Consider the following 22,504-nt stretch of genomic DNA (forward strand, 5'->3'; position numbering starts at 1 on the left):
CTTCGGAGCATGGTTGACCGGAGCGTCACTGTCAGAATCTCATACGCAGCCCGGCATAGACACTGCGGGGTATGTCGCGGCGGACGCTGTCGGTCCGCGTCTCGCCGTGACCGCCATCATCGTCCAGCAGATTGAAGCCGGCCAGCGAGACTTCCACGTCGGGCGTAACGTCCCAGCCGATCCGTGTGTCGAGCGCGGCGTAGCCGCGCAGTGCCGGCGCGGTCAGGTTGTCGACGAAGCGGATGCCGATATCCCATTCGATTGCCGGCGTGATGTCCATCGAGGAGCGCAGCGAAACCTGATAGTCCGGATCGTTGCCGCGGTGCTGGTCAAGGCCGGAATTCGAGGCTCCGGGGTCGAGCTTGAGGTCCTTGTGCAGGTAGCTGAAGCCGCTGCTCAGGCGCCACCAGTCGCGCGGGCTGTAGTCGCCCCAGGCCTCGAGGCCGTAGGTGGTGCCATGCATCCTGTTGGAAAAGCGGTAGGTGGTGGCATCCAGCTGCTCGAGAACGCGCAGATCGTCATAAGTGTTGTAGAAAACCGAAACCGAGAGCGAGGTCACGTCGCTCGGCCGCGTGCGGATGCCGGCCTCGTAGGCAACCACCGTCTCCGAGCGGAAATCGCGGGCCGGCAGTAGTGTCACGTCGCCCGTGGCCTGCAGGTCGCGGTCGAAGCGCGAGGGTGTGCGCACGGCGCGCGAAACGGCAGACCACAGAAGCGTGTTCTCGGTCATCTGCCAGGCGAGACGCGCATTGGGCATCAGTTCGAGTCCGGTATGGCTGTTGTGCTCGAACTTGTTGCCGAGCGTCAGCGTCACCGTTTCGCCGAGTGCGATGCTGTCCTGCACGAAGAAGTTGCCGAGCCGCACCGTGTCCTCGATCGGCCGCAGGACGAAGGCGTTCACGCGGTTGTCGAATTCTTCGACGCTGTTGCGGAAGCCGCCGCCGAGCACGATATCGTGGGATGCGCCGAGGCGGAAAGTGTACTGGCCGGCAATGTCGAAGGTCTCCAGCCGTTCGTCCAGGCCGGGGGCGGTCCGCTCGACGCTGTCGTAATAGCCCTGCAGCTCGAAGCCCGAAGTCTCCGTGAGCTGTCGGGTCCAGCGGCCGAGGATGTTGCCGCCATTGCTCTCGACGCCATCAAGAAGATCATTGCCGAAGAAATCGCCCTGAAGCGTGACCGCATCGCCGTTGCGCTCCCAGTCGGAGCGGAAACCGGCCTGTCGCGGCTCCCAGTCGTCGTCGGCGCTGCCGCCCGTGGCGAGGCGGGTCTTGCCCATGCGCGCGCCGCGCCCGTAGCCGCGATAGGTCGTCTGGTCGTCGATCCGGCCGCCGTAGCGCAGGGCGCCGATGCGATCGCGGTTGCCGATCTGGGTGCTCAGCAATCCTCCCTGGGTCTCGCGGGAATGCCGGGTGATGACATTGATGACGCCATTGAAAGCGTTGGCACCGTAGAGCGTGCCGCCCGGCCCGCTGACCACCTCGATGCGGTCGATATCCTCGACCATCACCTGATGCTGGTCCCAGAATACGCCGGCATGCAGGGGCGTATAGACGCTGCGACCGTCGATCAGCACCAGCAGCTTGTTGGCCGCGTTGTACGAATTGAATCCACGTGCCGAGATGGCGTACTCGCGCGAATCGAGGCGCGCGACGTTCAGGTTGGGCGCCAGACGCAGGGCTTCGGGCAGGGTGGTCGCGCCGGAGCGGCGGATGGCGTCGCTGGTGATGACATAGATCGATGCCGGAGCCCGGCTCAGGGGTTCGGGGCGTTTCGATACCGAAGTGACCTGGAGATCGGCAAGCTCCTCCAGCGACAGGATGCCGAGATCCTTCAGCGTCGGTGTGCCCGCTGCCAGCGCTGGCGCGGTGACAACTGCGGTCATCAGCAGAACCAGCGCAGCGACAGCTTTGGCCTGCCGCGCAGAAGAGTCGATCCGTCGATCATGACGCCGTTTCATTGTTTCCTCCCCCGCAACTGCCACTGGCTTAAGGCTGCGACAACTCGCTCCAATATTCGCAGGAGGCGGATTTCGTTATGCCTGATGGGGGAGTGAAAGGGAATTCATACTTTCAGTTGGCGCAAAGCACAGAAGCGTGATGGCAAATCCATGCAGTCGTCACGCAATCACGGCTAGAGCGCGCGCAGAATCCTTACGCCGTAGCCGGGAAGCATTACGTCGCGGCCCGATTGCAGCCGCAGGGTCGCACCATTGAGAAGATCCAGCACGCGGCCATTGCTGCGTGACGGCTGCAGGCTGCGCAGAGCCACGCGCGGCAGCCTGACCTGCGCGGCTTCCGCCCCGTAATTGAGCAGCACCACGATGCTCTCGCCTGCCGCGCGGCCGGGACGCAGATAGCCGAGCACCGTCGTCGCCGATCCGGTGTCGATCAGCTCCAGTGTCTGGCCGCGCAGCGCGGCATTCTGCTGCCGCAGGCGGATCAGATGTGCATACCACAGGCGCAGATTGTCGGGATCGTCGTTCCAGTCTATCGGCGGCGGATCGTCATGGGGCCGGAAGGCCGCGCCGACCTCGTCGCCGCTGAACAGGGTGGGCAGGCCAGGCAGGGTCAGCAGCATCGCCGAGGCGAGGCGGGTGCGCTGCAGGCCGTAGCGCGTGATGAAGCGATCGCCGGTATCATTGTCATTGAGGAAGCGCAGCACCGGAAAGCCGCTGCCGTTTGCCGTCAGCGCCTCGCGCAGGCGCGCCGCCGTCTCCGCCTCGTTGTCGAAGGCCGCCCGCCAGGCCCAGCGGCCGGGCTTGTCGGTCCAGTCATAGGCGGCATCGAAGCCATTCTGCGCATAATAGGGATCGCGCATCGGTGCCGCGGCGATCAGCAGCAGGTCAGGCCGGATGCGATGCAGCTCGGCGGCCCAGCGTGGCCAGAAATCGGGACGGCGCTCGCGCGGACCCCAGGCGGCATCAACGCGGAAACCGTCGATGCCGTAGTTCCGCACCCAGTGGGCGGATGCCTCGATCAGGAAGTTCTGCACCTCCGCATTGTCGAGGTTCAGATTCTTCAGGTTCTCCCGGTCGAAATAATGCAGCGCCGCGCCGCTCGCATCGCGGTCATAGAAATCGAAATAGGGCGAGGCCTGCCGCCGCCGTCGGGCATCGGCGAAATAGGGATGCTGATCGGAGGTGTGATTGAGCACCATATCCATCACCACGCGCATCCCGCGCTGATGCGCCGCCGCTATGAAGGCGCGCCAGTCAGCCTCCGCGCCATAGCGCGGATGGAGCGAGAAATGATCGGCGACGGCATAGCCGTAGTCATCCTCGGGCGCCGGCTTCACCGGCGACAGCAGCAGTGTGTTGACGCCGAGCGCGGCGAGATGGTCCAGCCGCGCGGTGACATCCTCGAAGCCGCGCGGCCCGAACAGGAACGGCACGATGGTGTAGACTACAGCATCGTCGACCCAGTTGGCATGCTCGCGCATCGGATCGAAGACGGTGGCGCGCTTGTTGCGGATACGCAGGATCGCCGTGCTTTCGTCTATCTGCCCGCCGGCATCGGTGGCCCGCAGGACGATGTGGTACTCGCCCGCGGCCTTCGGCAAAGGCAGTGTCACCCTCTCGCCGCTCGACGGCAGACCGGCAATCGCTTCCGGGCCGCTGTCGCGCTGGCGCCATTCCAGACGCGCGATGGCGCGCTGTGACACCTCCGATGGCCGGGTGGTGCTGCCATCCAGCACGAGATTGCCGCCGGCGATGGTCAGCTGCGCCACCGCCCGCGGTCGATCCGGCAGCCGCAGCCGCCAGACCTGCGAAGCCCCGATACCCCGGCTGACGCCCTGGTTCTGGCATTCCGCCAGCAGCCGGTTGTCGCCGGGCTGCAGAGCGACAGAGGCCGTGAAGCGGCCCCGGGAATCCAGCGCAAGCATCTGGCGGCTGTCGCCGGGACCGCTCAGCAGGACAGCGTCGCAGGCCTCGCGGTTGGCCTGGCCGGAGACTGTTTTCGCCACGTTCCAGGCATCCCCGCCGGCCGTGGCGAAGCTCACTGGCGGCTCGATCGGCCGCGCACAGGTCGCCGTCAGCAATGTGAACAGCAGGGCGAGCCGTTTGAGGGATGAGGATATCTGCATGACGGCCGTGGAAAAACAGAACTGCAACCGGCGGGTTCCCCTGCCGGCCCCGGCACCGCTAGGCGCGGGGCCGGGTCTGTCTTATACTGCACCGGTTATGCCGGATCGACCTAGACCGGGCTCGCAGCGCGGCGGCGCTGCCGATGGCCCCGCGTTTCCCCAGCCTCCGACCTCCTGCTGTCATGGCGCGCTGCCGCATGTGAGGCAGCGGTCATGAATCTGTGGATCGAAATGGCGCTGATCGCCGCGCTGATCCTGCTGAACGGCCTGCTCGCCATGTCCGAGCTGGCCGTGGTCTCGTCACGCAAGGCACGCCTGCAGGCCATGGCCCGCGCGAAACGCAGCGGCGCCCGCCGGGCGCTGCAGCTCGCCGAGGAGCCGGGTCGCTTCCTTTCCACCGTCCAAATCGGCATCACGCTGGTCGGCGTTCTGGCCGGCGCCCTGTCCGGCGCCACGATCGCCGACCGCTTCTCGCTGTGGATGGAATCCGCCTTCGGCCTCGCCGAGGCCGCGTCGGATACCATCGCCTTCGCCATTGTGGTCGGGGGCGTCACCTATCTGTCGCTGATCGTCGGCGAGCTGGTGCCGAAGCAGATCGCGCTGAAGAATCCCGAACGCATCGCGGTGACGGTGGCGCCGGCGATGACCTGGCTGGCGAAGATCGCCGGCCCGCTGGTGACGCTGCTCGACCTCTCGTCGCGCTTCGTGCTGCGCATCATCGGCGCCGGCAAGGGCAATGCCGAAAAGGTGAGCGAGGAAGAGATCCGCCAGCTGGTGGCAGAAGCCGAAAGCGCCGGCATTGTCGAACCCGCCGAAGTGAAGATGATCGCGGCGGTGATGAAGCTGGGCGACCGCTCGGTCCGCGCGGTGATGACGCCGCGCCGCGAGCTCGACTGGCTCGATCTCGACGCGCCGCTCGACGAACAGCTCAAGCGCATCCGCGACAGCATGCATCTGCGCCTGCCGGCGGCCAACGGCAATATCGACGAACCGGTCGGCGCCATCAGCGTGAAGGCCGTGCTCAATGCGCAGCTCGACGCGCAGAAGACGGGCACGCCGATCACGACGCTGGTGCCGCTGCTGCGCCCGGTGCCGGCCGTGCATGAAAGCGCAGACGTGCTCGATGTGCTGGCGCTGCTGAAGCGCTCGCCCTCGGGCATGGCCTTCGTGGTGGACGAGTTCGGCAGCCTTGAGGGCGTGGTCACCGCCGCCGATATCCTGGAAAGCATCGCCGGCCGCTTCGCGCTGCCGGGCATGGCCGACCAGGCGGAGCTGCGCCAGCGCGAGGACGGGTCCTGGCTGATCGACGGCAGCCTGCCGCGCGACGACATGGCGGCGGCGCTCGGCATCGAGCTGCCCGAGGAGGACGACCATCATACCGTGGCCGGCTTCGTACTTGCCCGCTTCGGCCGACTGCCCGCGACCGGCGACATCGTCGAATGGAATGGCTGGCGTTTCGAGGTGGTGGATATGGACGGGCGGCGGATCGACAAGGTCCTTGCCGTGCCCCCCAGGGCCGAGCCGGTCTTCGCTGCCCAGGATCCCTGATCGCTCCCACTGCGGGCAAAAAAAGGGGCCGCACCGAAGCGCGGCCCAAGTCTAGGGAGGAAACGCCCGAGAAGGGCATGCGGCAAACCCGGAGGCTTGCTGCGATGCACAATTTACTGCCGGTGCCCCGGTCATGCAAGAGAAAATCGCGGGAAAAATTGTCGCACCATGATTTCAGTGACTTACATCACATTCTGACCCTCTCGGCGGGTCTGCCGGACATATTTGTGCGTGGCAGAATCATTGTGCGGTAGCGAAAAATTCGAAACTGTTGCGCCCAGAACACAGGCAGCGGCTTTGCCGCCTATTTTGTAGGCAGTTTCCGGACTGCGCCCTTGGCGGGAGAATTTTCTCTCGTTGTAACCGGAAGTCGTCAGCTCCGATTGGCAGTGTCGCCGTCCGGGTCCGGGGCCGGCTCCTCCTCGATGCCGCCCCTTCGCTGCAGCAGCAGGGCGATGGCCCAGCACAGCGCGGCCCAGGCGCTGCCGGCGACCCAGCCGCCCAGCACGTCGGTGGGCCAGTGCACCCCGAGATAGACGCGGCTGAGACCGACCAGAATGGTGATCAGCACGGCCAGCAGGATGATGTAGGCCTTGATTCGCAGCCGCGATTCCGTGCGTGCCAGCAGGGCGCCGAGGGTCAGCCAGGTCACCGCGGCCATCATCGCATGGCCGCTCGGGAAGCTTGCGGTATAGACATGCATGCCATGCGGCACGAGATCGGGCCGGGCGCGATCGAAGCCGAGCTTCAGCACCGATGACAGCAACTGCCCGCCGCCGACCGCCAGCAGCAGGAACAGCGAGCTGCGGTATTTGCGCAGCATCACGAGATAGAGTATCGCGGCCAGCGTGATGAAGAGCAGCGGGCCGGTGCCGCCGAAGGCCGTCACGTCGCGCACCAGCTCCTCGAGCCAGCGCGGGCCGATCGGGTCGCTGATGTCGTCGGGATGGCGCAGGCTCAGCAGCAGCGCGCGATCGAACTCGCGCGTGCTGCCGTCGCGCACCTCGTCCGCCAGTTCGACGAAGATCCAGATCGCCGCCGCCGCCACGCCCGGCACCGCCAGGATCGGCAGTTCGTGGCGGCCCAGGCGGGACAGCAGCGGCTCACCGTAACGGCCAAGCAGCGGTAGCTTCATGCGTCACCGGAAACTGCCGTGATACTCCTCGTTCGGCATCATCTCGATGGCCGATGCCATGCGGTTCGACATGTTGAAGAAGCTGGCGGTTGCCGCGATGTCCCAGATGTCGCGATCGGTCCAGCCGGCATCGCGCAGAGCCTGCCGGTCGGCCTCGACGATCTTGTCCGGGCTCTCGGTCAGCTTGGTGGCGAATTCCAGCGCTGCCCGCATCTTCGGCGTCAGCTCGGCGGCGCGCCAGTTCATCACCATCAGCTCGCCGAGCTTCGGATCGCCCGACAGCTGCCGCACGGCGGCGCCATGGGCGGTCAGGCAGTAGAAGCAGTGGTTGATGCTGCTCACGACCACGGCGATCATTTCGCGCTCGAGCTTGCTCAGGCCCGAAGGCGCCAGCATCAGCTCGTTGTACATCTCCGTGAAGCCGCGCAGCTTCTTGGCGTCGAAGCTGTAGCTGAGCAGCACATTCGGGACGAAGCCGATCTTCTCGTCGCATTTGGCGAAATAGGCCTGCGTGTCGGGATCGAGCTCCTTGCGGTCGGGAACCGGGATATCCAGGGCGTGAATGCGTTTGGGTTGCGACATGCGTTCCTCCGTATCGCCGCCAGTCTAGGCGCAAATCCGGCCGGCGTCATGGGGCGGAACAATGGCGCCGGCGCCCGGGTTCGGGACCATCCAGTCACAAGGAGGCCGCCATGCATGTCCAGCAGATGATCACCACCCATCCCGGGGCGAAGGGCCGCAGCCACGCCGCCATCGTCCACTGCATCGAGGAATGCCTCGACTGCGCCCAGGCCTGCACCGCCTGCGCCGACGCCTGCCTGGGCGAGGAGATGGTGGCCGGCCTCCGGCAGTGCATCCGCCTCGATCTTGACTGCGCCGATCTCTGCACGGCGGCAGCGGCCATGGCGTCGCGCCGCACCGGCAACAACCAGATGGTGATGCGCATGACCCTGGAGGCCTGCGCCGAAGCCTGCCGCCTCTGCGCGGAAGAATGCGCCCGCCATGCCGGCGAGCATGAGCATTGCAGGATCTGCATGCAGGCCTGCCAGACCTGCGAACGGGTCTGCCGCGAGGCGATCGAAGCGATGTCGTCAGGCGTGCACTAGATCATGGCGTCATCCCGGCCGGGCGACGGCCGGAACTCAGCGCCGGTCGAAGCCGTCGCGGAAGCCACCGACCTGGCCGCGATGGCGCAGCAGGTGATCGGCCAGCACCAGCGCCATCATCGCCTCACCCACCGGCACGGCGCGGATGCCGACGCAGGGATCATGGCGGCCCTTGGTGGCGATCTCGGTCTCGTTGCCGAAGCGGTCGATGGTGGCGCGCGGATTCAGGATCGAGGAGGTCGGCTTCACCGCGAAGCGCACGACGATCTCCTGGCCTGACGAGATGCCGCCGAGGATGCCGCCGGCATGGTTGGCCTGGAACTGCACGCGGCCATCAGCCATGCGGATTTCGTCGGCGTTGTCCTCGCCGGACAGACGTGCCGCCGCAAAGCCGGCGCCGATCTCGACGCCTTTCACGGCATTGATGCTCATCATCGCGGCGGCCAGATCGGCATCCAGCTTGCCGTAGATCGGCTCGCCCAGACCGGCCGGAATGCCGGTTGCGCGCACTTCCACCACCGCGCCGGTGCTGGAGCCCGCCTTGCGGATGCCGTCGAGGTAATCCTCCCATTCCAGCGCCATCTTCGGGTCGGGACACCAGAAGGGATTCTGCTCGACGCTGTCCCAGTTCCAGTTGGTGTAGTCGATGCCCTTCTCGCCGATCTGCACCAGTGCGCCGCGGATGGCGACGCCATCACCGAGGATGTGCTGGAGCACCTTGCGGGCGACCGCCCCGGCGGCGACGCGGGCTGCGGTCTCGCGCGCCGACGAACGGCCGCCGCCGCGGTAATCGCGGATGCCGTATTTGGTCCAGTAGGTGTAATCGGCGTGGCCGGGGCGGAACTTGTCGGCGATCTCGCCGTAATCCTTGCTGCGCTGGTCGACATTGTCGATATGCAGCGCGATCGGCGTGCCGGTGGTGCGGCCCTCGAACACGCCGGACAGGATCTTCACCTCATCCGGCTCACGGCGCTGGGTGACGAAGCGCGAGGTGCCGGGCTTGCGCCGGTCCATCCAGTGCTGGATGTCGGACTCGCCCAGCGCAACCTGCGGCGGCGTGCCGTCGATGATGCAGCCCAGAGCCGGTCCATGGCTCTCGCCCCAGGTGGTGACGCGGAAGAGCCGGCCGAAGCTGTTGTCCGACATCGCGCCCGCTGACTACTCGGCTTTCTTGCCGAGCGAGAGAAGCAGATCGGCCACCTGCTGCGCCTGGTCCACTGCCACCATGCCGACGGCGTGATAGCCGGCATCAACGTGATGCACTTCGCCGCTGACGCCGGCGCCGAGATCGGACAGCAGATAGAGGCCGGCGCCGCCGACCTGTTCGATGGAGACGTTGCGGCGCAGCGGCGCGTTCAGCTCGTTCCATTTCAGGATATAGCGGAAATCGCCGATGCCGCTGGCGGCGAGCGTCTTGATCGGGCCAGCCGAGATCGCGTTGACGCGGATGCCCTTCTTGCCGAGATCGACCGCGAGGTAGCGCACGCTGGCTTCCAGCGCCGCCTTGGCGATGCCCATGACGTTGTAATGCGGCATGACGCGCTCGGCGCCGTAATAGGTGAGCGTTACCGCCGCGCCACCATCACCCATCAGCTTCTCGGCGCGCTGCATCACCGCCGTGAAGCTGTAGCAGCTGACATTCATGGTCAGCGCGAAATTCTCAGGGGTGGTGTCGATGTAGCGGCCCTTCAGCTCGTTCTTGTCGGAAAAGCCGATGGCGTGGACGAGGAAATCGAGCCTGCCCCAGTCCTTCTCCAGCGTCGCGAAGACGGCATCGATCGAGGCGGGATTGGTGACGTCGCATTCCAGCACATGACGGGAGCTGACCGAGTCCGCCAGCGGCTTCACCCGGCGCTCCAGCGCCTCGCCCTGGTAGGTGAAGGCCAGTTCCGCCCCCTGCGCATGCACGGCCTTCGCGATGCCCCAGGCCAGGGAGCGGTCATTGGCGACGCCCATGATCAGGCCGCGCTTGCCGTGCATGAGCGGTTGCGGTTGCGACATGTAAACCCTCGAAAATCTGTGGCAGGCGAGACGGGCCGGCGCGGCCTTTGCGGGCGCTGCGGCGCGACCACGCCGGGTACTTGGCCTGGTTGATGATGCGGTAACAGCGCCGGGAGAGTAGCCGAAAGCCGGTTTCACGCCAAGCGGACTAACCCATTACGTCGCAAAGAAATTCGCCCCAGGTCCCGGTTCCGCCCGGCGCCGCGCCGGGCCGCGAATCGGCATCGGCCGCCGCTGCCCGGGTTGCCGCCGTCGTGGTGTCGCCCCGCTACGAACCGCTTACCGTTTCTTAACTTAAAGGCCCCGGGGCGGCCTCTTAAGGTCGCCGCGCAAAAACACGTCCCAGGCTCGCCTCCCAGGAGAAAACCATGACAGCGCAGACTGTCCCCCTTGGCGCGTCCGCAGCGGCGCCGCGCGGCTTCGGCCTGCCCGTCATCGTCCGCATCATGGCGATCATCGCCGTCGCCATCCTCAGCCTGATCGGGCAGACCGGCTACGATCTGATGAAGGCACGGTCCGACCTGCTTGCCGGCCGCGAGTCGAAGACCCGCGAGCTGGTGGAGACGGCGCACAGCCTGGTGAAGCATTATGCCGGCCTGGCCGACAGCGGCGCGATGAGCCGGGAAGCCGCGCAGCAGGCGGCGCTCGCCGCCGTGCAGGCGCTGCGCTACAGCGAAAACGAATACTTCTGGATCAACGACCAGAAGCCGGTGCTGCTGATGCACCCCTTCGCGACGAAGCTGGTGGGCACCGATGTCGGCGCTTATGCCGATCCCGACGGCAAGCGCATCTTCATCGAATTCGCCCGCATCGCGCGCGAGAAAGGCGAGGGCGTGGTCTCCTACCGCTGGCCCAAGCCCGGCTTCGACGAACCGGTGCGCAAGATCTCCTACGTAAAGGCCTTCGCGCCTTGGGGCTGGGTGATCGGCAGCGGCGTGTATCTTGATGACGTGGATGCCGCCACCCGCAGCGGCGCGATCAACACCGCGATCGCGGTGGCGCTCAACGCCAGCCTGCTGGTGCTGATCGGATTCATGCTGGCGCGCTCGGTGGGCAAGCCGCTGCGTGCGCTGACCGCCGCGATCGACCGGCTGGCGCATCGCGACTGGAGCGCCGACGTGCCCTACACCGCCAAGCGCGACGAGATCGGCGCCATCGCGCGCGCGGTGGAGGTGTTCAAGACCAACGGCATGGAAAACGACCGGCTGCAGGCCGAGGTGGAGAAGCAGCGCGAAGAGGCCGACCGCCAGCGCACCGCCCGCGAGGCGCGCGAGCAGGTGGCGGCGCGCGAGATCGCCGCGCTCTGCGACGAGGTCGCACAGGGCCGGCTGGACACCCGCCTGTCGGAAGAGGGCAAGGACGGCTTCCTGCTGGAGGTCACGCGGCGACTGAACGCTCTCACCGCCACCCTGCACCAGGTGACCGGCGAGCTGGCCGCCGTGATGCAGGGCCTGTCGAACGGCGAGGTCACGCGTCAGATGCGCGGCGAGTACAGCGGCGTCTTCGCCGAGCTGAAGCAGAGCACCAACAGCATGGCCCAGACGCTGCGCGGCTTTGCCGAGGAGCTGACTGCCGCGGCCGACGAGCTGCGCCATTCATCGGCGGAGATCTCCTCGGGTTCGGAGGACCTGGCGCACCGTACCGAAAGCCAGGCGGCGATGCTGGAAGAGACTGCGGCCGCCATGCACGAGGTGACGGCGACCGTGAAGCAGAATGCCGACAACGCCCAGACCGTCAACCGGCTGGCCGCCGAGGCCCGCGGCAGTGCGCGGCGCGGCGGCGAGGTGATGGACAGCGCCATCACCGCCATGCAGGAGATCGAGGGCAGCGCGCAGCGGATCGGCGAGATCGTCGGCCTGATCGACGAGATCGCCTTCCAGACCAATCTGCTGGCGCTCAACGCCTCGGTGGAAGCAGCAAGGGCGGGCGAGGCCGGCAAGGGCTTTGCGGTGGTGGCGCAGGAGGTGCGCGCGCTGGCGCAGCGCAGCGCCAACGCGTCCAAGGATATCAAGGCGCTGATCCAGGCCAGCACCGGCCAGGTGCGCGAGGGCGCGCAGCTGGTCAACGAAACCGCCAGTGCGCTGACCGAGATCATGCGGTCGGTGGAGAAGGTGAGCGAGATCATCGAGGAGATCGCCACGGCTTCGGGCGAGCAGTCGCGCGCGCTCGACGAGGTCAACGTCGCCGTCACCAACATGGACGAGATGACCCAGCGCAACGCTGCGATGGTGGAGGAGACGCATGCCTCGGCGCAGACGCTGGCCGGCATGGCGAAGGGCCTGGCCGAGCTGGTCGACTTCTTCAAGCTGGAGGGCGGCAACGTCGAGCAGCGCAGCGTGCCGCGTCACGAGGCGCGGGCGGGCGACGTGGTGGTGATGGGCGAAGGCACCTATCCGCTGCGCAACTGGTCGTCCATCGGCCTGTTCTTCGGCCCGGTCGCCAATCCGCCGCGCGAGGGCCAGACGGTGCCGCTGAAGGTGCGGGTCACGACGGCCTCGGGTCCGCTGGAGTTCGACTGCCAGGGCAGCGTCGCCCGGCTCGACCGCGACTTCGTGGCGATGAACTACCGTACCGAGGATACACGGGCCCTGTCGGCGATCCACGCCCATTTCGGCCGCGCCCCGGCCTGAGCGAACCGGGAAAACCGGGCGAACCGGGCAAAAAGGAAAGAGGGGCCGGGACGCGCCGCCGCGACCCGGCCCATATTCGTCCGGGCTCAGCCGAGGATCGACTGCAGCTTCATCGCCACGCCCATATTCCCCTTCACCTTCAGCTTGCCCATCATGAAGGCGGTGGTCGGATCGAGGTCGCCGGCGACGAGAGACTGAAAATTCTCCATCGACATGCTGATGGTGCAATCGGCCTCGCCGTCGTCGTTGGTGACGGTGCCGGCATTGCCGTCGATGAAGATCTTGCCGTCATCGCCGAAGTCGAATTTCACCGTGGCATCAAGCGCGCCCGGCTGCACGCGCTGCTTCATCTGCGAGGTGATCTGGTCGAGCGACATTTGTGGGCCTCCTGGCTCCGGTTTGCACCATGGGGTGGCGCATTGGAAGTGACGTAACGTCAAGCGCCATGCGGGTTTAGCGGCACCCTATATTGACGTTAACGTAAGCGTCAAGTAGCGTTGCCGTACAACAAAAAAGACATGCAGCGACAGTCTGCGAGGGAGTGAAAACGTCGTGCCGTACCGGTCGGTCTTCCGTGAGAATCTGTTCGCCGGCCAGGTCGTTCTGGTCACCGGCGGCGGTTCCGGGATCGGCCGCTGCACCGCGCATGAACTGGCCAGCCTCGGCGCGAAACTCGTCCTCGTGGGCCGCAGGTCCGACAAGCTGCAGGCGGTCGCTGCGGAATTGCAGAGCGACAATCCGGGTGCGGAGGTTGAATGCCTGACCTGCGACATCCGCGAGGAAGACCGCGTGCGCGAAACGGTGGCGGCGGCGCTGCAGCGGTTCGGCCGCATCGACGGACTGGTCAACAATGCCGGCGGGCAGTTCCCGGCGCCACTGGCGCAGACCTCGCAGAAGGGCTGGGACGCCGTGGTGCGCAACAATCTCACCGGCGGCTTCCTGATGGCGCGGGAATGCTACACCCAGTGGATGGCCGATCACGGCGGCAGCATCGTCAACATCGTCGCCGACATGTGGAACGGCATGCCGAACATGGGTCATTCGGGCGCGGCGCGCGCCGGCATGGTCAATTTCACCGAGACGGCGGCCTGCGAATGGGGTGTCTCGGGCGTGCGCGTCAATGCCGTGGCGCCGGGCTGGATTGCCTCGTCGGGCATGGACACCTATCCCGACTGGATGAAACCGCTGATCCGCGACATGCGCCACCATGTGCCGATCCAGCGGCTCGGCAACGAGGCGGAGGTCTCGGCCGCCATCGTCTTCCTGCTCTCGCCGGCAGCCAGTTTCATCAGTGGCACGACACTGCGTGTCGATGGTGCCGTCCCGAATGCGCGGCGGCATTACCCGCTGCCGAAGCACAATAACGCGCCGAAACCCTTCGACGGGTTCCACCGTGCGGTCACGCCGAAGGTGCTGGAGGACTAGATGGCGCTGATCGCCTCCCAGGTCGACACGTCATCGGAGCAGTACCGGCAGAACCGTGCCGATATGCTGGCTCTGATCGAGCAGTTCCGCGCGCTGGAACAAAGGGTGCGCGACACCTCCAACGCGCGGCGTCCGGTGTTCGAGAAGCGCGGCCAGCTCAGCCCGCGCGACCGCATCGCCCATCTGCTCGACCGCGGCGCGCCCTTCCTCGAGATCTCGACGCTCTGCGGCTACCGGATGCATGACGACGATGGCGCCGAGAACATCATGGGGGGCGGCTTCATCGCCGGCATCGGCAGCGTGGCCGGCATCCGCTGCCTGATCACCGCATCCGATTCGGGTATCAAGGGCGGCACGATCGCCCCGATGGGCCTGCGCAAATCGCTGCGGGCGCAGGAGATCGCCTACCGCAACAAGCTGCCGGTGGTGAATCTGGTCGAGTCCGGCGGCGCCAATCTGAACTATCAGGCCGAGATCTTCGTCGATGGCGGGCGCGGCTTCGCCAACCAGGCGCGGCTTTCGGCCGCCGGCATTCCGCAGATCACGGTGGTGCATGGTTCCAGCACGGCCGGTGGCGCCTATGTGCCGGGAATGAGCGACTATGTCGTGGTGGTGCGTGGCCGGGCGAAGATCTTCCTCGCCGGGCCGCCGCTGCTGAAATCCGCTACCGGCGAGATCGCCACCGATGAGGAACTCGGCGGCGCCGAGATGCACACCCATATCTCCGGTGTTGCGGAATATCTCGCCGAGAACGATGCCGATGCGATCCGCATCGCGCGCGAGATCTGCGAGCGCCTGCCCTGGCGCGAGCGCGGCCCGCAACTGTCGAAGAAGGCCGCGCGGCCGCCCGCCTACGACATCGACGAGCTTTGCGGCATCGTGCCGGTCGATTACCGCAAGCCCTATGACGTACGCGAGGTGATCGCGCGTCTGGTCGATGCCAGCGAGTTCACCGATTTCAAGCCGACCTGGGGCAGTGCGACGGTCTGCGGCCAGGCCTGCATCGAGGGCGAGGCGGTCGGGCTGATCGGGAATAACGGCCCGATCGACACCGAAGGCGCCGCCAAGGCCGCGCAGTTCATCCAGCTCTGCGACCAGGCCGACATGCCGATCGTCTTCCTGCAGAACACGACCGGCTATATGGTTGGCAGGGAAGCCGAGCGCGGCGGCATCGTCAAGCACGGCTCGAAGATGATCCAGGCCGTCACCAATGCCCGGGTGCCGAAGCTCACCCTGCATATCGGCGCCAGCTTCGGCGCCGGAAATTACGGCATGTGCGGCCGCGCCTATGATCCGCGCTTCATCTTCGCCTGGCCAAACAACCGCATCGCCGTGATGGGGCCGGAACAGGCGGCCGGCGTTCTGGCCATCGTGGCGGAAGAGAAGTTCCGCCGGGCCGGTGCCGAGCCCGACATGGCGGCGCTGGAAAAGATGAAGGCGCAGGTGGTGAAAAAGATGGAAGCCGAGAGCACGGCACTGTTCGCCACCGCGCGGCTCTGGGATGACGGCCTGATCGATCCGCGCGACTCCCGCCGCGTGCTCGGCCTGTGCCTGGACATCTGCCGCGAGGCTGATGCCCGCGCCACCAGGGAAAACGCGTTCGGCATTGCGAGGATGTGATGGACACAGGTGCCGCTCCTCTTGTCGTGTCATGCCCGGGCCTGATCCGGGCATCCGCGTGGTTGGGCGTGGCGCTGTTCAGGACGTGGATGGACGGGACGAGCCTGGCCATGACAAAGGGCAAGTCTGGCCGCTAGGCGCAGAGGAGGAAATGAGATGGAATTCACCCAGGAACATGAAGAGCTGCGCCGCAACCTGATCAGGTTCATCGACACCGAGATCAACCCTCACGTCGAAGAATGGGAAGAGGCAGGCGCTTTTCCGGCCCATGAGCTGTTCAAGAAGATGGGCAACCTTGGCTTTCTCGGCATCAACAAGCCGGTGGAATACGGCGGCCTCGGCCTCGACTACTCCTACCAGATGGTGATGATCGAGGCGCTGGGCCATATCAACTGCGGCGGCGTGCCGATGGGCATCGGCGTGCAGACCGACATGGGCACGCCGGCGCTGGCCCGCTTCGGCTCCGACGAGCTGCGCAGGGAGTTCCTCGCGCCGGCGATTGCCGGCGACCAGGTGGTCTGCCTCGGCGTGTCTGAAGTGGGTGCCGGCTCGGATGTTGCGGCGATCAAGACCACGGCCCGCAAGGATGGCGGCGACTACGTCATCAACGGGGGCAAGATGTGGACCACCAACGGCACCCAGGCAGACTGGATGTGCCTGCTGGCCAATACCGGCGACGGGCCGATCCACCAGAACAAGTCGCTGTTCTGCCTGCCGATGAAGACCAGGGGCGTGCAGATCGCGCGCAAGCTCGACAAGATGGGCATGCGCTCCTCCGACACGGCGCAGATCTTCTTCGACGACGTGCGCATCCCGCAGCGCTATCTGATCGGCCAGGAAGGCCACGGCTTCGTCTACCAGATGCAGCAGTTCCAGGAAGAGCGGCTGTGGTGCGCCTTCTCCTCGCTGCTGGCCTTTGATCGCCATATCGACGAGACGATCGAATATACCCGCCAGCGCAAGGCCTTCGGCCAGTCGATCCTCGACAATCAGGTGGTGCATTTCCGCCTCGCCGAGCTGAAGACGGAGGTCGAGATGCTGCGATCGATCAGCTACCGCGCGGCCGATCTGATGCTGAAGGGCGAGGATGTCACCCTGCTGGCCTCGATGGCCAAGCTGAAGGCCGGGCGCCTGGCGCGCGAGATCACCGATGCCTGTCTGCAGTATTTTGGCGGCATGGGCTTCATGAACGAGACCCCGATCAGCCGCGCCTATCGCGACAGCCGGCTCGCCTCGATCGGCGGTGGCGCCGACGAGGTGATGCTCGGCATCATCTCGAAATATATGGGCATCCTGCCGGGGAAGAGGAAATGAAACCGCGGATGGCCGGGTCAGGTTCGGCCATGACAGGGCAGGTTCATGGATAAACCCTTCGACACCATCCTGGTTGCCAATCGCGGCGAGATCGCCTGCCGGGTGATCCGCTCGGGCCGCGCCCTGGGTTACCGCATGGTGGCGGTCTATTCCGAAGCCGACGCCGGCGCGCTGCACACCGGCCAGGCCGACCGCGCCGTCTGCATCGGTCCGGCCGAGGCGAGGCAGAGTTACCTCAGCATCGATGCGATCCTGAAGGCTGCGAAAGACTCCGGCGCGCGGGCGGTGCATCCCGGCTACGGATTCCTGTCGGAGAATGCCGGGTTCGCGCAGGCCTGTGCCGATGCCGGGCTGGTCTTCATCGGTCCGCCGGCATCTGCCATCGCCGCCATGGGCAACAAGGCCGCCGCCAAGCGCCGCATGATTGAAGCCGGCGTGCCCTGCGTGCCGGGATATCAGGGCAATGACCAGTCCGACGCGGCCCTGCTGCGCGAGGCCGGAAAGATCGGCCTGCCGCTGATGGTGAAGGCTGCAGCCGGCGGCGGCGGCCGCGGCATGCGGCTGGTGCGCGAGCCGGCCGAACTGGCCGCGGCCATCACCGGCGCGCGTTCGGAAGCCGAGAACGCCTTCGGCTCGGGCGAGCTCATCCTGGAAAAGGCGGTGATCGACGGCCGCCATGTCGAGATCCAGGTCTTCGCCGACAGCCATGGCAACGTGATTCATCTCGGTGAGCGCGACTGTTCCGTTCAGCGCCGGCACCAGAAAGTGATCGAGGAAGCGCCGTCGCCTGCCGTCGATGCCGCCCTGCGCGCGAAGATGGGCGCGGCCGCCGTCGCGGCGGCGAAGGCCATCGGCTATGTCGGCGCCGGCACGGTTGAATTCCTGCTCGATGCCGACGGCTCCTTCTACTTTCTCGAGATGAACACCCGTCTGCAGGTGGAGCATCCGGTGACGGAGGCCGTGACCGGTCTCGATCTCGTGGCGTTGCAGATCCGCGTGGCAGCCGGCGAGGCCCTGCCGGTCCGGCAGGAGGATGTGCGGCTGGATGGCCATGCCCTCGAGGCCCGGCTTTACGCCGAGGCGCCACACCGCAATTTCCTGCCGCAGAGCGGCTTTCTGGCGCGCTGGCAGCCGCCGGAGGGTGTGCGGGTCGATCACGGCCTGCTGGAAGGCGGCCAGGCGATCACGCCCTTCTACGATCCGATGATCGCCAAAATCATCGCCCATGGCGCCACCCGCGAGGAGGCGCGCCGCCGGCTGATCCTGGCGCTGGAGCGCAGCGTGGCGCTGGGCATCGAAACCAATCGCCGCTTCCTGATCGATCTGCTGGCGCATCCCGAATTCGCGGCCGGGACGGCGACAACGCGGTTCATTCCGGCAGTGTTCGGCGCAATCGTCGCGCCGCAGCCCGATGACGCCCTGCTGGCGATCGCAGCCATTCTGTGGTTCGAGCGCGGCGCCGCGCGGTACGGTCACGATCCCGATGCCGCCTGGTCGTCCAACGGACAGCTGGTCTCGCCGGTGCTGCTGCGCTTCGACGAGACGACGTGCAGATGCCTGGTCATGCCGCTGGGCCGGGGCCGCTATCGCGTGGGCGACACGGAAGTTCATGTGCTGCAGCGCGATCCCGGCCGCCTGCGCGTGGCCGCTGGCGGAATGGAGCAGGATGTTGCCTTCGTCTTCGCCGGCGACGATCTGCATATTGCCTGCGGCCGGGCCGATGTCTCGTGCCGCGATGTCACCTATGAGCCGCCGGGACAGGCCGAAGCCGCGGCGGAACGCGAGCTGCGCGCGCCGATGAACGGCAGGATCGTCGCGGTTCTCGCGGCCGAAGGCGAGCGCGTGAGCCGGGGGCAGCGCATCGTCGTCCTGGAAGCGATGAAGATGCAGCATGAGATGGTGGCCCGCGCCGATGCCACGGTGGACAGGCTGCCGGTGAAGGTCGGCGACCAGGTCGCGACGAAACAGCTGCTGGTCTCACTCACGCCGCTCGATGCGGCGGAACGGCCATGAGGGGCGACGCCGCAAAGGCTGTCATCCGGCCGATCCGCGAGGCCGATGCGGACTCCTACCGCGCCTGTCTCGATACGGTGGCGCGCGAGCGGCTCTACCTCGCCTTTACCGAGGCGCCCTCGGCGGCGGAGGCGCGCTTCTTCGTCCGGTCCATGATCCAGCGCGGCCTGCCCTTCGTGGTGGCCTGCGACGAGGCCGACGCGGTTGTCGGCTGGTGCAACATCCATGTCGCGCCCGACAATCCGCTGCGGCCGGGTTTTGCCCATGCCGGCATGCTGGGCATGGGCCTGCTCGAGCCCTGGCGCGGCAAGGGGCTGGGCACCAGAATGATGCAGGCCTGCTTCGAGGGCGCAGCCAGGATCGGGCTGGAGCGGATCGAGCTGCAGGTTTACGCCAGCAATACCGGCGCCATCGCGCTGTACCGCAAATTCGGCTTTGTCACCGAGGGTACCAAGATCCGCGCCCGCAAGCTGGACGGCCATTACGACGACATCGTGATCATGGCGCGGCTGCGTCCGCCGCAGGGATAGAGAATGCTCGGCAAGTCACCCTACTACACGGCCGAACACGAAGCCTTCCGCGACCAGCTGCGGCGCTTCGTGGACAGGGAGATCGCGCCCTTCGTCGACCAATGGGACGAAGCCGGCGCGTTTCCCCGCGACCTCTACAGGAAAGCCGCCGAAATCGGCCTGCTGCAGCTGAACTTCCCGGAGGAGTATGGCGGTATCGGCGCCGACCGCTTCTACGCCATCATCGCCAGCCAGGAACTGGCCCGCGCCGGATCGGGCGGCGTGGCAGCCAGCCTGATGAGTCATACGATCGGCGCGCCGCCGGTGGCGAAGCTCGGCTCGGCGGCGCTGAGGGAAAAGGTGCTGCGGCCGGTTCTGGCCGGGGAGAAGATTTCCGCGCTGGCGATCACCGAGCCGGGCGGCGGCTCGGATGTGGCGAATCTGAAGACGACGGCGAGACGCGACGGCGATCATTACATCGTCCGCGGCGAGAAGACCTTCATCACGTCGGGCATGCGGGCCGATTTCTATACCGTGGCGGTGCGCACCGGCGGGCCGGGCATGGGCGGCATCTCGCTGCTGCTGATCGAGCGTGACACGCCGGGCTTCACCCGCACGCCGCTGAAGAAGATGGGCTGGTGGGCCTCCGATACCGCGACGCTGCATTTCGACGACTGCCGCGTGCCGGCGGAGAACCTGATCGGCGCCGAGAATGCCGGTTTCATGGGCATCATGCTCAACTTCAACGACGAGCGGCTCGGGCTCGCGGCGTCCTCAATCGGCTTTGCGCGCGCCGCCTACGAGGAGGCGCTGGATTACGCGAAGCTGCGCGAGACCTTCGGCAGGCCGATCATCAGACACCAGGTGATCCGCCACAAGCTGGTCGACATGGCACAGCGCATCGAGGCAAGCCAGGCCATGCTGGAGCGCATCGCCTGGGCGCTCGACCAGGGCGAAAGCCCGATCGCCGAACTCTGCATGCTCAAGAACCAGGCGACCCAGACCATGGCCTTCTGCGCCTCCGAGGCCGTGCAGATCCTCGGCGGCGCGGGCTACATGCGCGGCTGCAAGTCCGAGCGCATCTACCGCGAGGTGAAGGTCAACGCCATCGGCGGCGGCACCGAGGAGATCATGAAGGATCTGGCAAGTCGTCAGCTGGGATGGTGATGACGGCGAATTCCAGGCCGGCCTTCTGCGCTTCCTCCGTCATGATCTCCAATGCCCTGCCGACACTGATCATCATTGCAGTTGTCCAATTGTCGTCCACCTTGGGGCCGGCTATCTTGTAGATCTCAAAAATACATCTCTTTGCCTGCGGAAACCGGTGCAGCCTGGACAGGGCAATGGTGCGTGCCGACAACGCACTGATGGCGAATTCCTTATCTCTGACAGATGTGTATTCTCCGTCACCGTTGGAGATCCCCGTGCGGTCGCAGGCAATCAGTGCCAATTCGGATTGATCGAGAAAATTGTGGGAGTGGGCGGCAATCAGCGCGGTCTCGCGGAGGTGTTTCTGGAGCTGCTCGACGGTTTCCTTCGAATTGGGAGGATTGTCGCGTAGCTCCTCTATTGCCCTCTCGCGGAAGTGCTCCGAACACTCTATGGCGTCATCGCAACGGTCCATTTTGTACAGCAGCTTAACCTTCTCCGCGAAGCAGGCGCCCTGAATGAAGTGAAGAAACTGACCGAGAGCGCAATCGGTGTATGCTATCGCTTCATCCAGTAATGACAGGGCTGATTCCTGCTCCTGTACGGTCTCTGCAGAGTATGCGGCCTCCAGGGCGCGATGCATGCGCATGTTCGCCACCTTGCGCCGCAGCCAGTATTCCACGTGCGATTCCCAGCGCCGGATCCCCGCATCCAGAAGTTCGCTTCCGAGATCGCGCCACTCCCGGCCAAAGTAGATGATGGCGAGATCGATCCGCATGTCGGCCACCTGGATGTCGATCATGTCATCGTCGTCATTGCCGAACAGATCGATCGCAGCCTCGTACCACTCGACCGCATCATCCGTATTGTTCAGCTTCTCTTCCATGTTGCCGGCCTCGTAAAAGGCGGCGGCTACCGACCGGCGGACCTCGATATCGCGGGAATGCTCGTAGCGGCCCCGCACCTCGGCGAAGTCGTTGCGCGCGGCATCGAATTCCCGGAAATGGGCAAAGATCTGGGCGCGGCGCATCAACGCGGCGGCAACATATTTCTGTATCTCGGGCGCAGGATTGTCCCAGTGGCGCATCAGGATCGCGCGCAGGCAGTTGAAAGCCCGTTCGATGTCCTGTGGCCCTTCACCCTCTTCCTTGTTGAACTCGGTGTCGGCGGTATCGAGCAGACACTGGTCAATGTTGGAGGCACCGAGGCATCCGACCGACCGGATGATGTCGTCAGGCGTGGGGTAGGGGCTTCTTTCCAAGGGCTGGCTTCCTTTTGATGCGGGAAACCATGAGAACAGAAAGGCGCCAAAGGCGCAGCAGGAGCACCTTCCTCAAACGCATAAGACGGTATGTGCGGTTCAGGATCCGGCGCCGACCCAGCGAAGCAGACCCTTACCAGCCGCCACGCCCGTCGCCATGCAGCCCTGCAGCAGGTAGCCGCCGGTCGGCGCTTCCCAGTCGAGCATCTCGCCGGCGACGAAAACACCCGGCCGTTTGCGCAGCATCAGATGCCCGTCGATCTCGTTCAGCGCGATGCCGCCGGCTGTTGAGATGGCGCGCGCGATGTCGAACGGCGCGGTGAGCCGCAGCGGCAGCGCCTTGACCAGATCCTGCAGCGGTCCTGTCTCGCCCGCATGCAGCGCTTCCTGCACGAGCCCGATGGCAACGGGAGAAAGGCCGAGCTGCCTGCGCAGGTAGTTCGCCAGCGAGGCGCCGCGGCGCGGCCCGTTCAGGCGCTTTGCAACGGTCTCCGGATCGAGATCCGGCCGCAGGTCGATCCGCAGCAGGGCTGATCCGTCGCGTTCGATGGCCTCCCGCAACGCAGCCGAAAGCGCATAGATCGCGCCGCCCTCGATGCCGGCCTCGGTGATCATTGCCTCGCTGCGTACACGCTGATCGTTGAACGAGACGGCGATGCTCTTCAGCGGCGCACCGGCATGGCGGCTGCGGAAGGGATCCGACCAGGCGA

18 protein-coding genes are annotated in these 22,504 nt (G+C 66.0%); 9 read left to right on the forward strand and 9 right to left on the reverse strand.

Features of this window, described 5'->3' with window-relative positions; all coding sequences use genetic code 11:
• Nucleotides 1-31: 31 nt before the first annotated feature.
• A complete protein-coding gene (locus tag VKZ87_RS00200; protein ID WP_324219215.1) occupies nucleotides 32-1,957 on the reverse strand; it encodes a TonB-dependent receptor plug domain-containing protein in 1,926 nt (641 codons plus the stop codon).
• Nucleotides 1,958-2,130: 173 nt separating this feature from the next.
• Nucleotides 2,131-4,083 (reverse strand): alpha-amylase family glycosyl hydrolase, encoded by a 1,953-nt coding sequence (locus tag VKZ87_RS00205; RefSeq protein ID WP_324219216.1) that lies wholly within the window; start codon nucleotides 4,081-4,083, stop codon nucleotides 2,131-2,133.
• Nucleotides 4,084-4,296: 213 nt separating this feature from the next.
• Here VKZ87_RS00205 and VKZ87_RS00210 point away from each other — a divergent pair, with 213 nt between their 5' ends.
• On the forward strand, nucleotides 4,297-5,631 hold the full coding sequence (locus tag VKZ87_RS00210) for a hemolysin family protein (RefSeq protein ID WP_324219217.1): 1,335 nt from the start codon (nucleotides 4,297-4,299) through the stop codon (nucleotides 5,629-5,631).
• 373 nt (nucleotides 5,632-6,004) lie between these two features.
• On the opposite strand, the gene VKZ87_RS00215 is transcribed toward VKZ87_RS00210, so the two are convergent.
• Both VKZ87_RS00215 and VKZ87_RS00220 read right to left on the reverse strand, forming a co-directional pair.
• Nucleotides 6,005-6,766, reverse strand: a complete 762-nt coding sequence (locus VKZ87_RS00215) for a phosphatase PAP2 family protein (RefSeq protein ID WP_324219218.1) — start codon at nucleotides 6,764-6,766, stop codon at nucleotides 6,005-6,007.
• Between the two features lie 3 nt (nucleotides 6,767-6,769).
• Complete coding sequence (locus tag VKZ87_RS00220; protein ID WP_324219219.1) at nucleotides 6,770-7,348, reverse strand: peroxidase-related enzyme; 579 nt, start codon at nucleotides 7,346-7,348, stop codon at nucleotides 6,770-6,772.
• Nucleotides 7,349-7,458: 110 nt separating this feature from the next.
• Here VKZ87_RS00220 and VKZ87_RS00225 point away from each other — a divergent pair, with 110 nt between their 5' ends.
• Nucleotides 7,459-7,872, forward strand: a complete 414-nt coding sequence (locus VKZ87_RS00225; protein ID WP_324219220.1) for a four-helix bundle copper-binding protein — start codon at nucleotides 7,459-7,461, stop codon at nucleotides 7,870-7,872.
• Between the two features lie 36 nt (nucleotides 7,873-7,908).
• On the opposite strand, the gene aroC is transcribed toward VKZ87_RS00225, so the two are convergent.
• Nucleotides 7,909-9,018 (reverse strand): chorismate synthase, encoded by a 1,110-nt coding sequence (aroC, locus tag VKZ87_RS00230; protein ID WP_324219221.1) that lies wholly within the window; start codon nucleotides 9,016-9,018, stop codon nucleotides 7,909-7,911.
• Between the two features lie 12 nt (nucleotides 9,019-9,030).
• The gene (gene fabI / locus VKZ87_RS00235) at nucleotides 9,031-9,873 is read right to left on the reverse strand and encodes an enoyl-ACP reductase FabI (protein ID WP_324219222.1); all 843 of its coding nucleotides are present in this window, start codon (nucleotides 9,871-9,873) and stop codon (nucleotides 9,031-9,033) included.
• 368 nt (nucleotides 9,874-10,241) lie between these two features.
• Here fabI and VKZ87_RS00240 point away from each other — a divergent pair, with 368 nt between their 5' ends.
• Entirely contained in the window at nucleotides 10,242-12,503 is a 2,262-nt protein-coding gene (locus VKZ87_RS00240) for a methyl-accepting chemotaxis protein (RefSeq protein WP_324219223.1), read from the forward strand.
• Between the two features lie 86 nt (nucleotides 12,504-12,589).
• Here VKZ87_RS00240 and VKZ87_RS00245 read toward each other — a convergent pair whose 3' ends face one another.
• Nucleotides 12,590-12,880: an SCP2 sterol-binding domain-containing protein gene (locus VKZ87_RS00245; protein WP_324219224.1), complete on the reverse strand. Its 291-nt coding sequence runs from the start codon at nucleotides 12,878-12,880 to the stop codon at nucleotides 12,590-12,592.
• A 175-nt stretch (nucleotides 12,881-13,055) separates the two neighbouring features.
• Here VKZ87_RS00245 and VKZ87_RS00250 point away from each other — a divergent pair, with 175 nt between their 5' ends.
• From VKZ87_RS00250 to VKZ87_RS00275, 6 genes are all read left to right on the forward strand, one after another.
• Complete coding sequence (locus VKZ87_RS00250; RefSeq protein ID WP_324219225.1) at nucleotides 13,056-13,928, forward strand: SDR family oxidoreductase; 873 nt, start codon at nucleotides 13,056-13,058, stop codon at nucleotides 13,926-13,928.
• A complete protein-coding gene (locus VKZ87_RS00255; protein ID WP_324219226.1) occupies nucleotides 13,929-15,548 on the forward strand; it encodes an acyl-CoA carboxylase subunit beta in 1,620 nt (539 codons plus the stop codon). It abuts the gene before it with no gap.
• Nucleotides 15,549-15,704: 156 nt separating this feature from the next.
• Nucleotides 15,705-16,862 carry an acyl-CoA dehydrogenase family protein gene (locus VKZ87_RS00260; RefSeq protein WP_324219227.1) on the forward strand — a complete coding sequence of 386 codons (1,158 nt, stop codon included), beginning with the start codon at nucleotides 15,705-15,707 and terminating at the stop codon, nucleotides 16,860-16,862.
• A gap of 45 nt (nucleotides 16,863-16,907) precedes the next feature.
• Nucleotides 16,908-18,875: an acetyl/propionyl/methylcrotonyl-CoA carboxylase subunit alpha gene (locus VKZ87_RS00265; RefSeq protein WP_324219228.1), complete on the forward strand. Its 1,968-nt coding sequence runs from the start codon at nucleotides 16,908-16,910 to the stop codon at nucleotides 18,873-18,875.
• Entirely contained in the window at nucleotides 18,872-19,405 is a 534-nt protein-coding gene (locus VKZ87_RS00270) for a GNAT family N-acetyltransferase (protein ID WP_324219229.1), read from the forward strand. Before VKZ87_RS00265 ends, VKZ87_RS00270 begins: the two co-directional genes overlap by 4 nt.
• 3 nt (nucleotides 19,406-19,408) lie before the next feature.
• Nucleotides 19,409-20,551, forward strand: a complete 1,143-nt coding sequence (locus tag VKZ87_RS00275; RefSeq protein WP_324219230.1) for an acyl-CoA dehydrogenase family protein — start codon at nucleotides 19,409-19,411, stop codon at nucleotides 20,549-20,551.
• On the opposite strand, the gene VKZ87_RS00280 is transcribed toward VKZ87_RS00275, so the two are convergent.
• Nucleotides 20,514-21,794: a hypothetical protein gene (locus tag VKZ87_RS00280; RefSeq protein ID WP_324219231.1), complete on the reverse strand. Its 1,281-nt coding sequence runs from the start codon at nucleotides 21,792-21,794 to the stop codon at nucleotides 20,514-20,516. The two genes, VKZ87_RS00275 and VKZ87_RS00280, sit on opposite strands and share 38 nt — an antisense overlap.
• A gap of 99 nt (nucleotides 21,795-21,893) precedes the next feature.
• Nucleotides 21,894-22,504 (reverse strand): NAD(P)/FAD-dependent oxidoreductase (locus VKZ87_RS00285; RefSeq protein ID WP_324219232.1); only part of this gene is annotated, 611 nt, incomplete at its 5' end.

It is taken from the genome of Ferrovibrio sp. (assembly GCF_035304305.1).
In the GTDB taxonomy this organism is placed as follows: Bacteria; Pseudomonadota; Alphaproteobacteria; order Ferrovibrionales; family Ferrovibrionaceae; genus Ferrovibrio.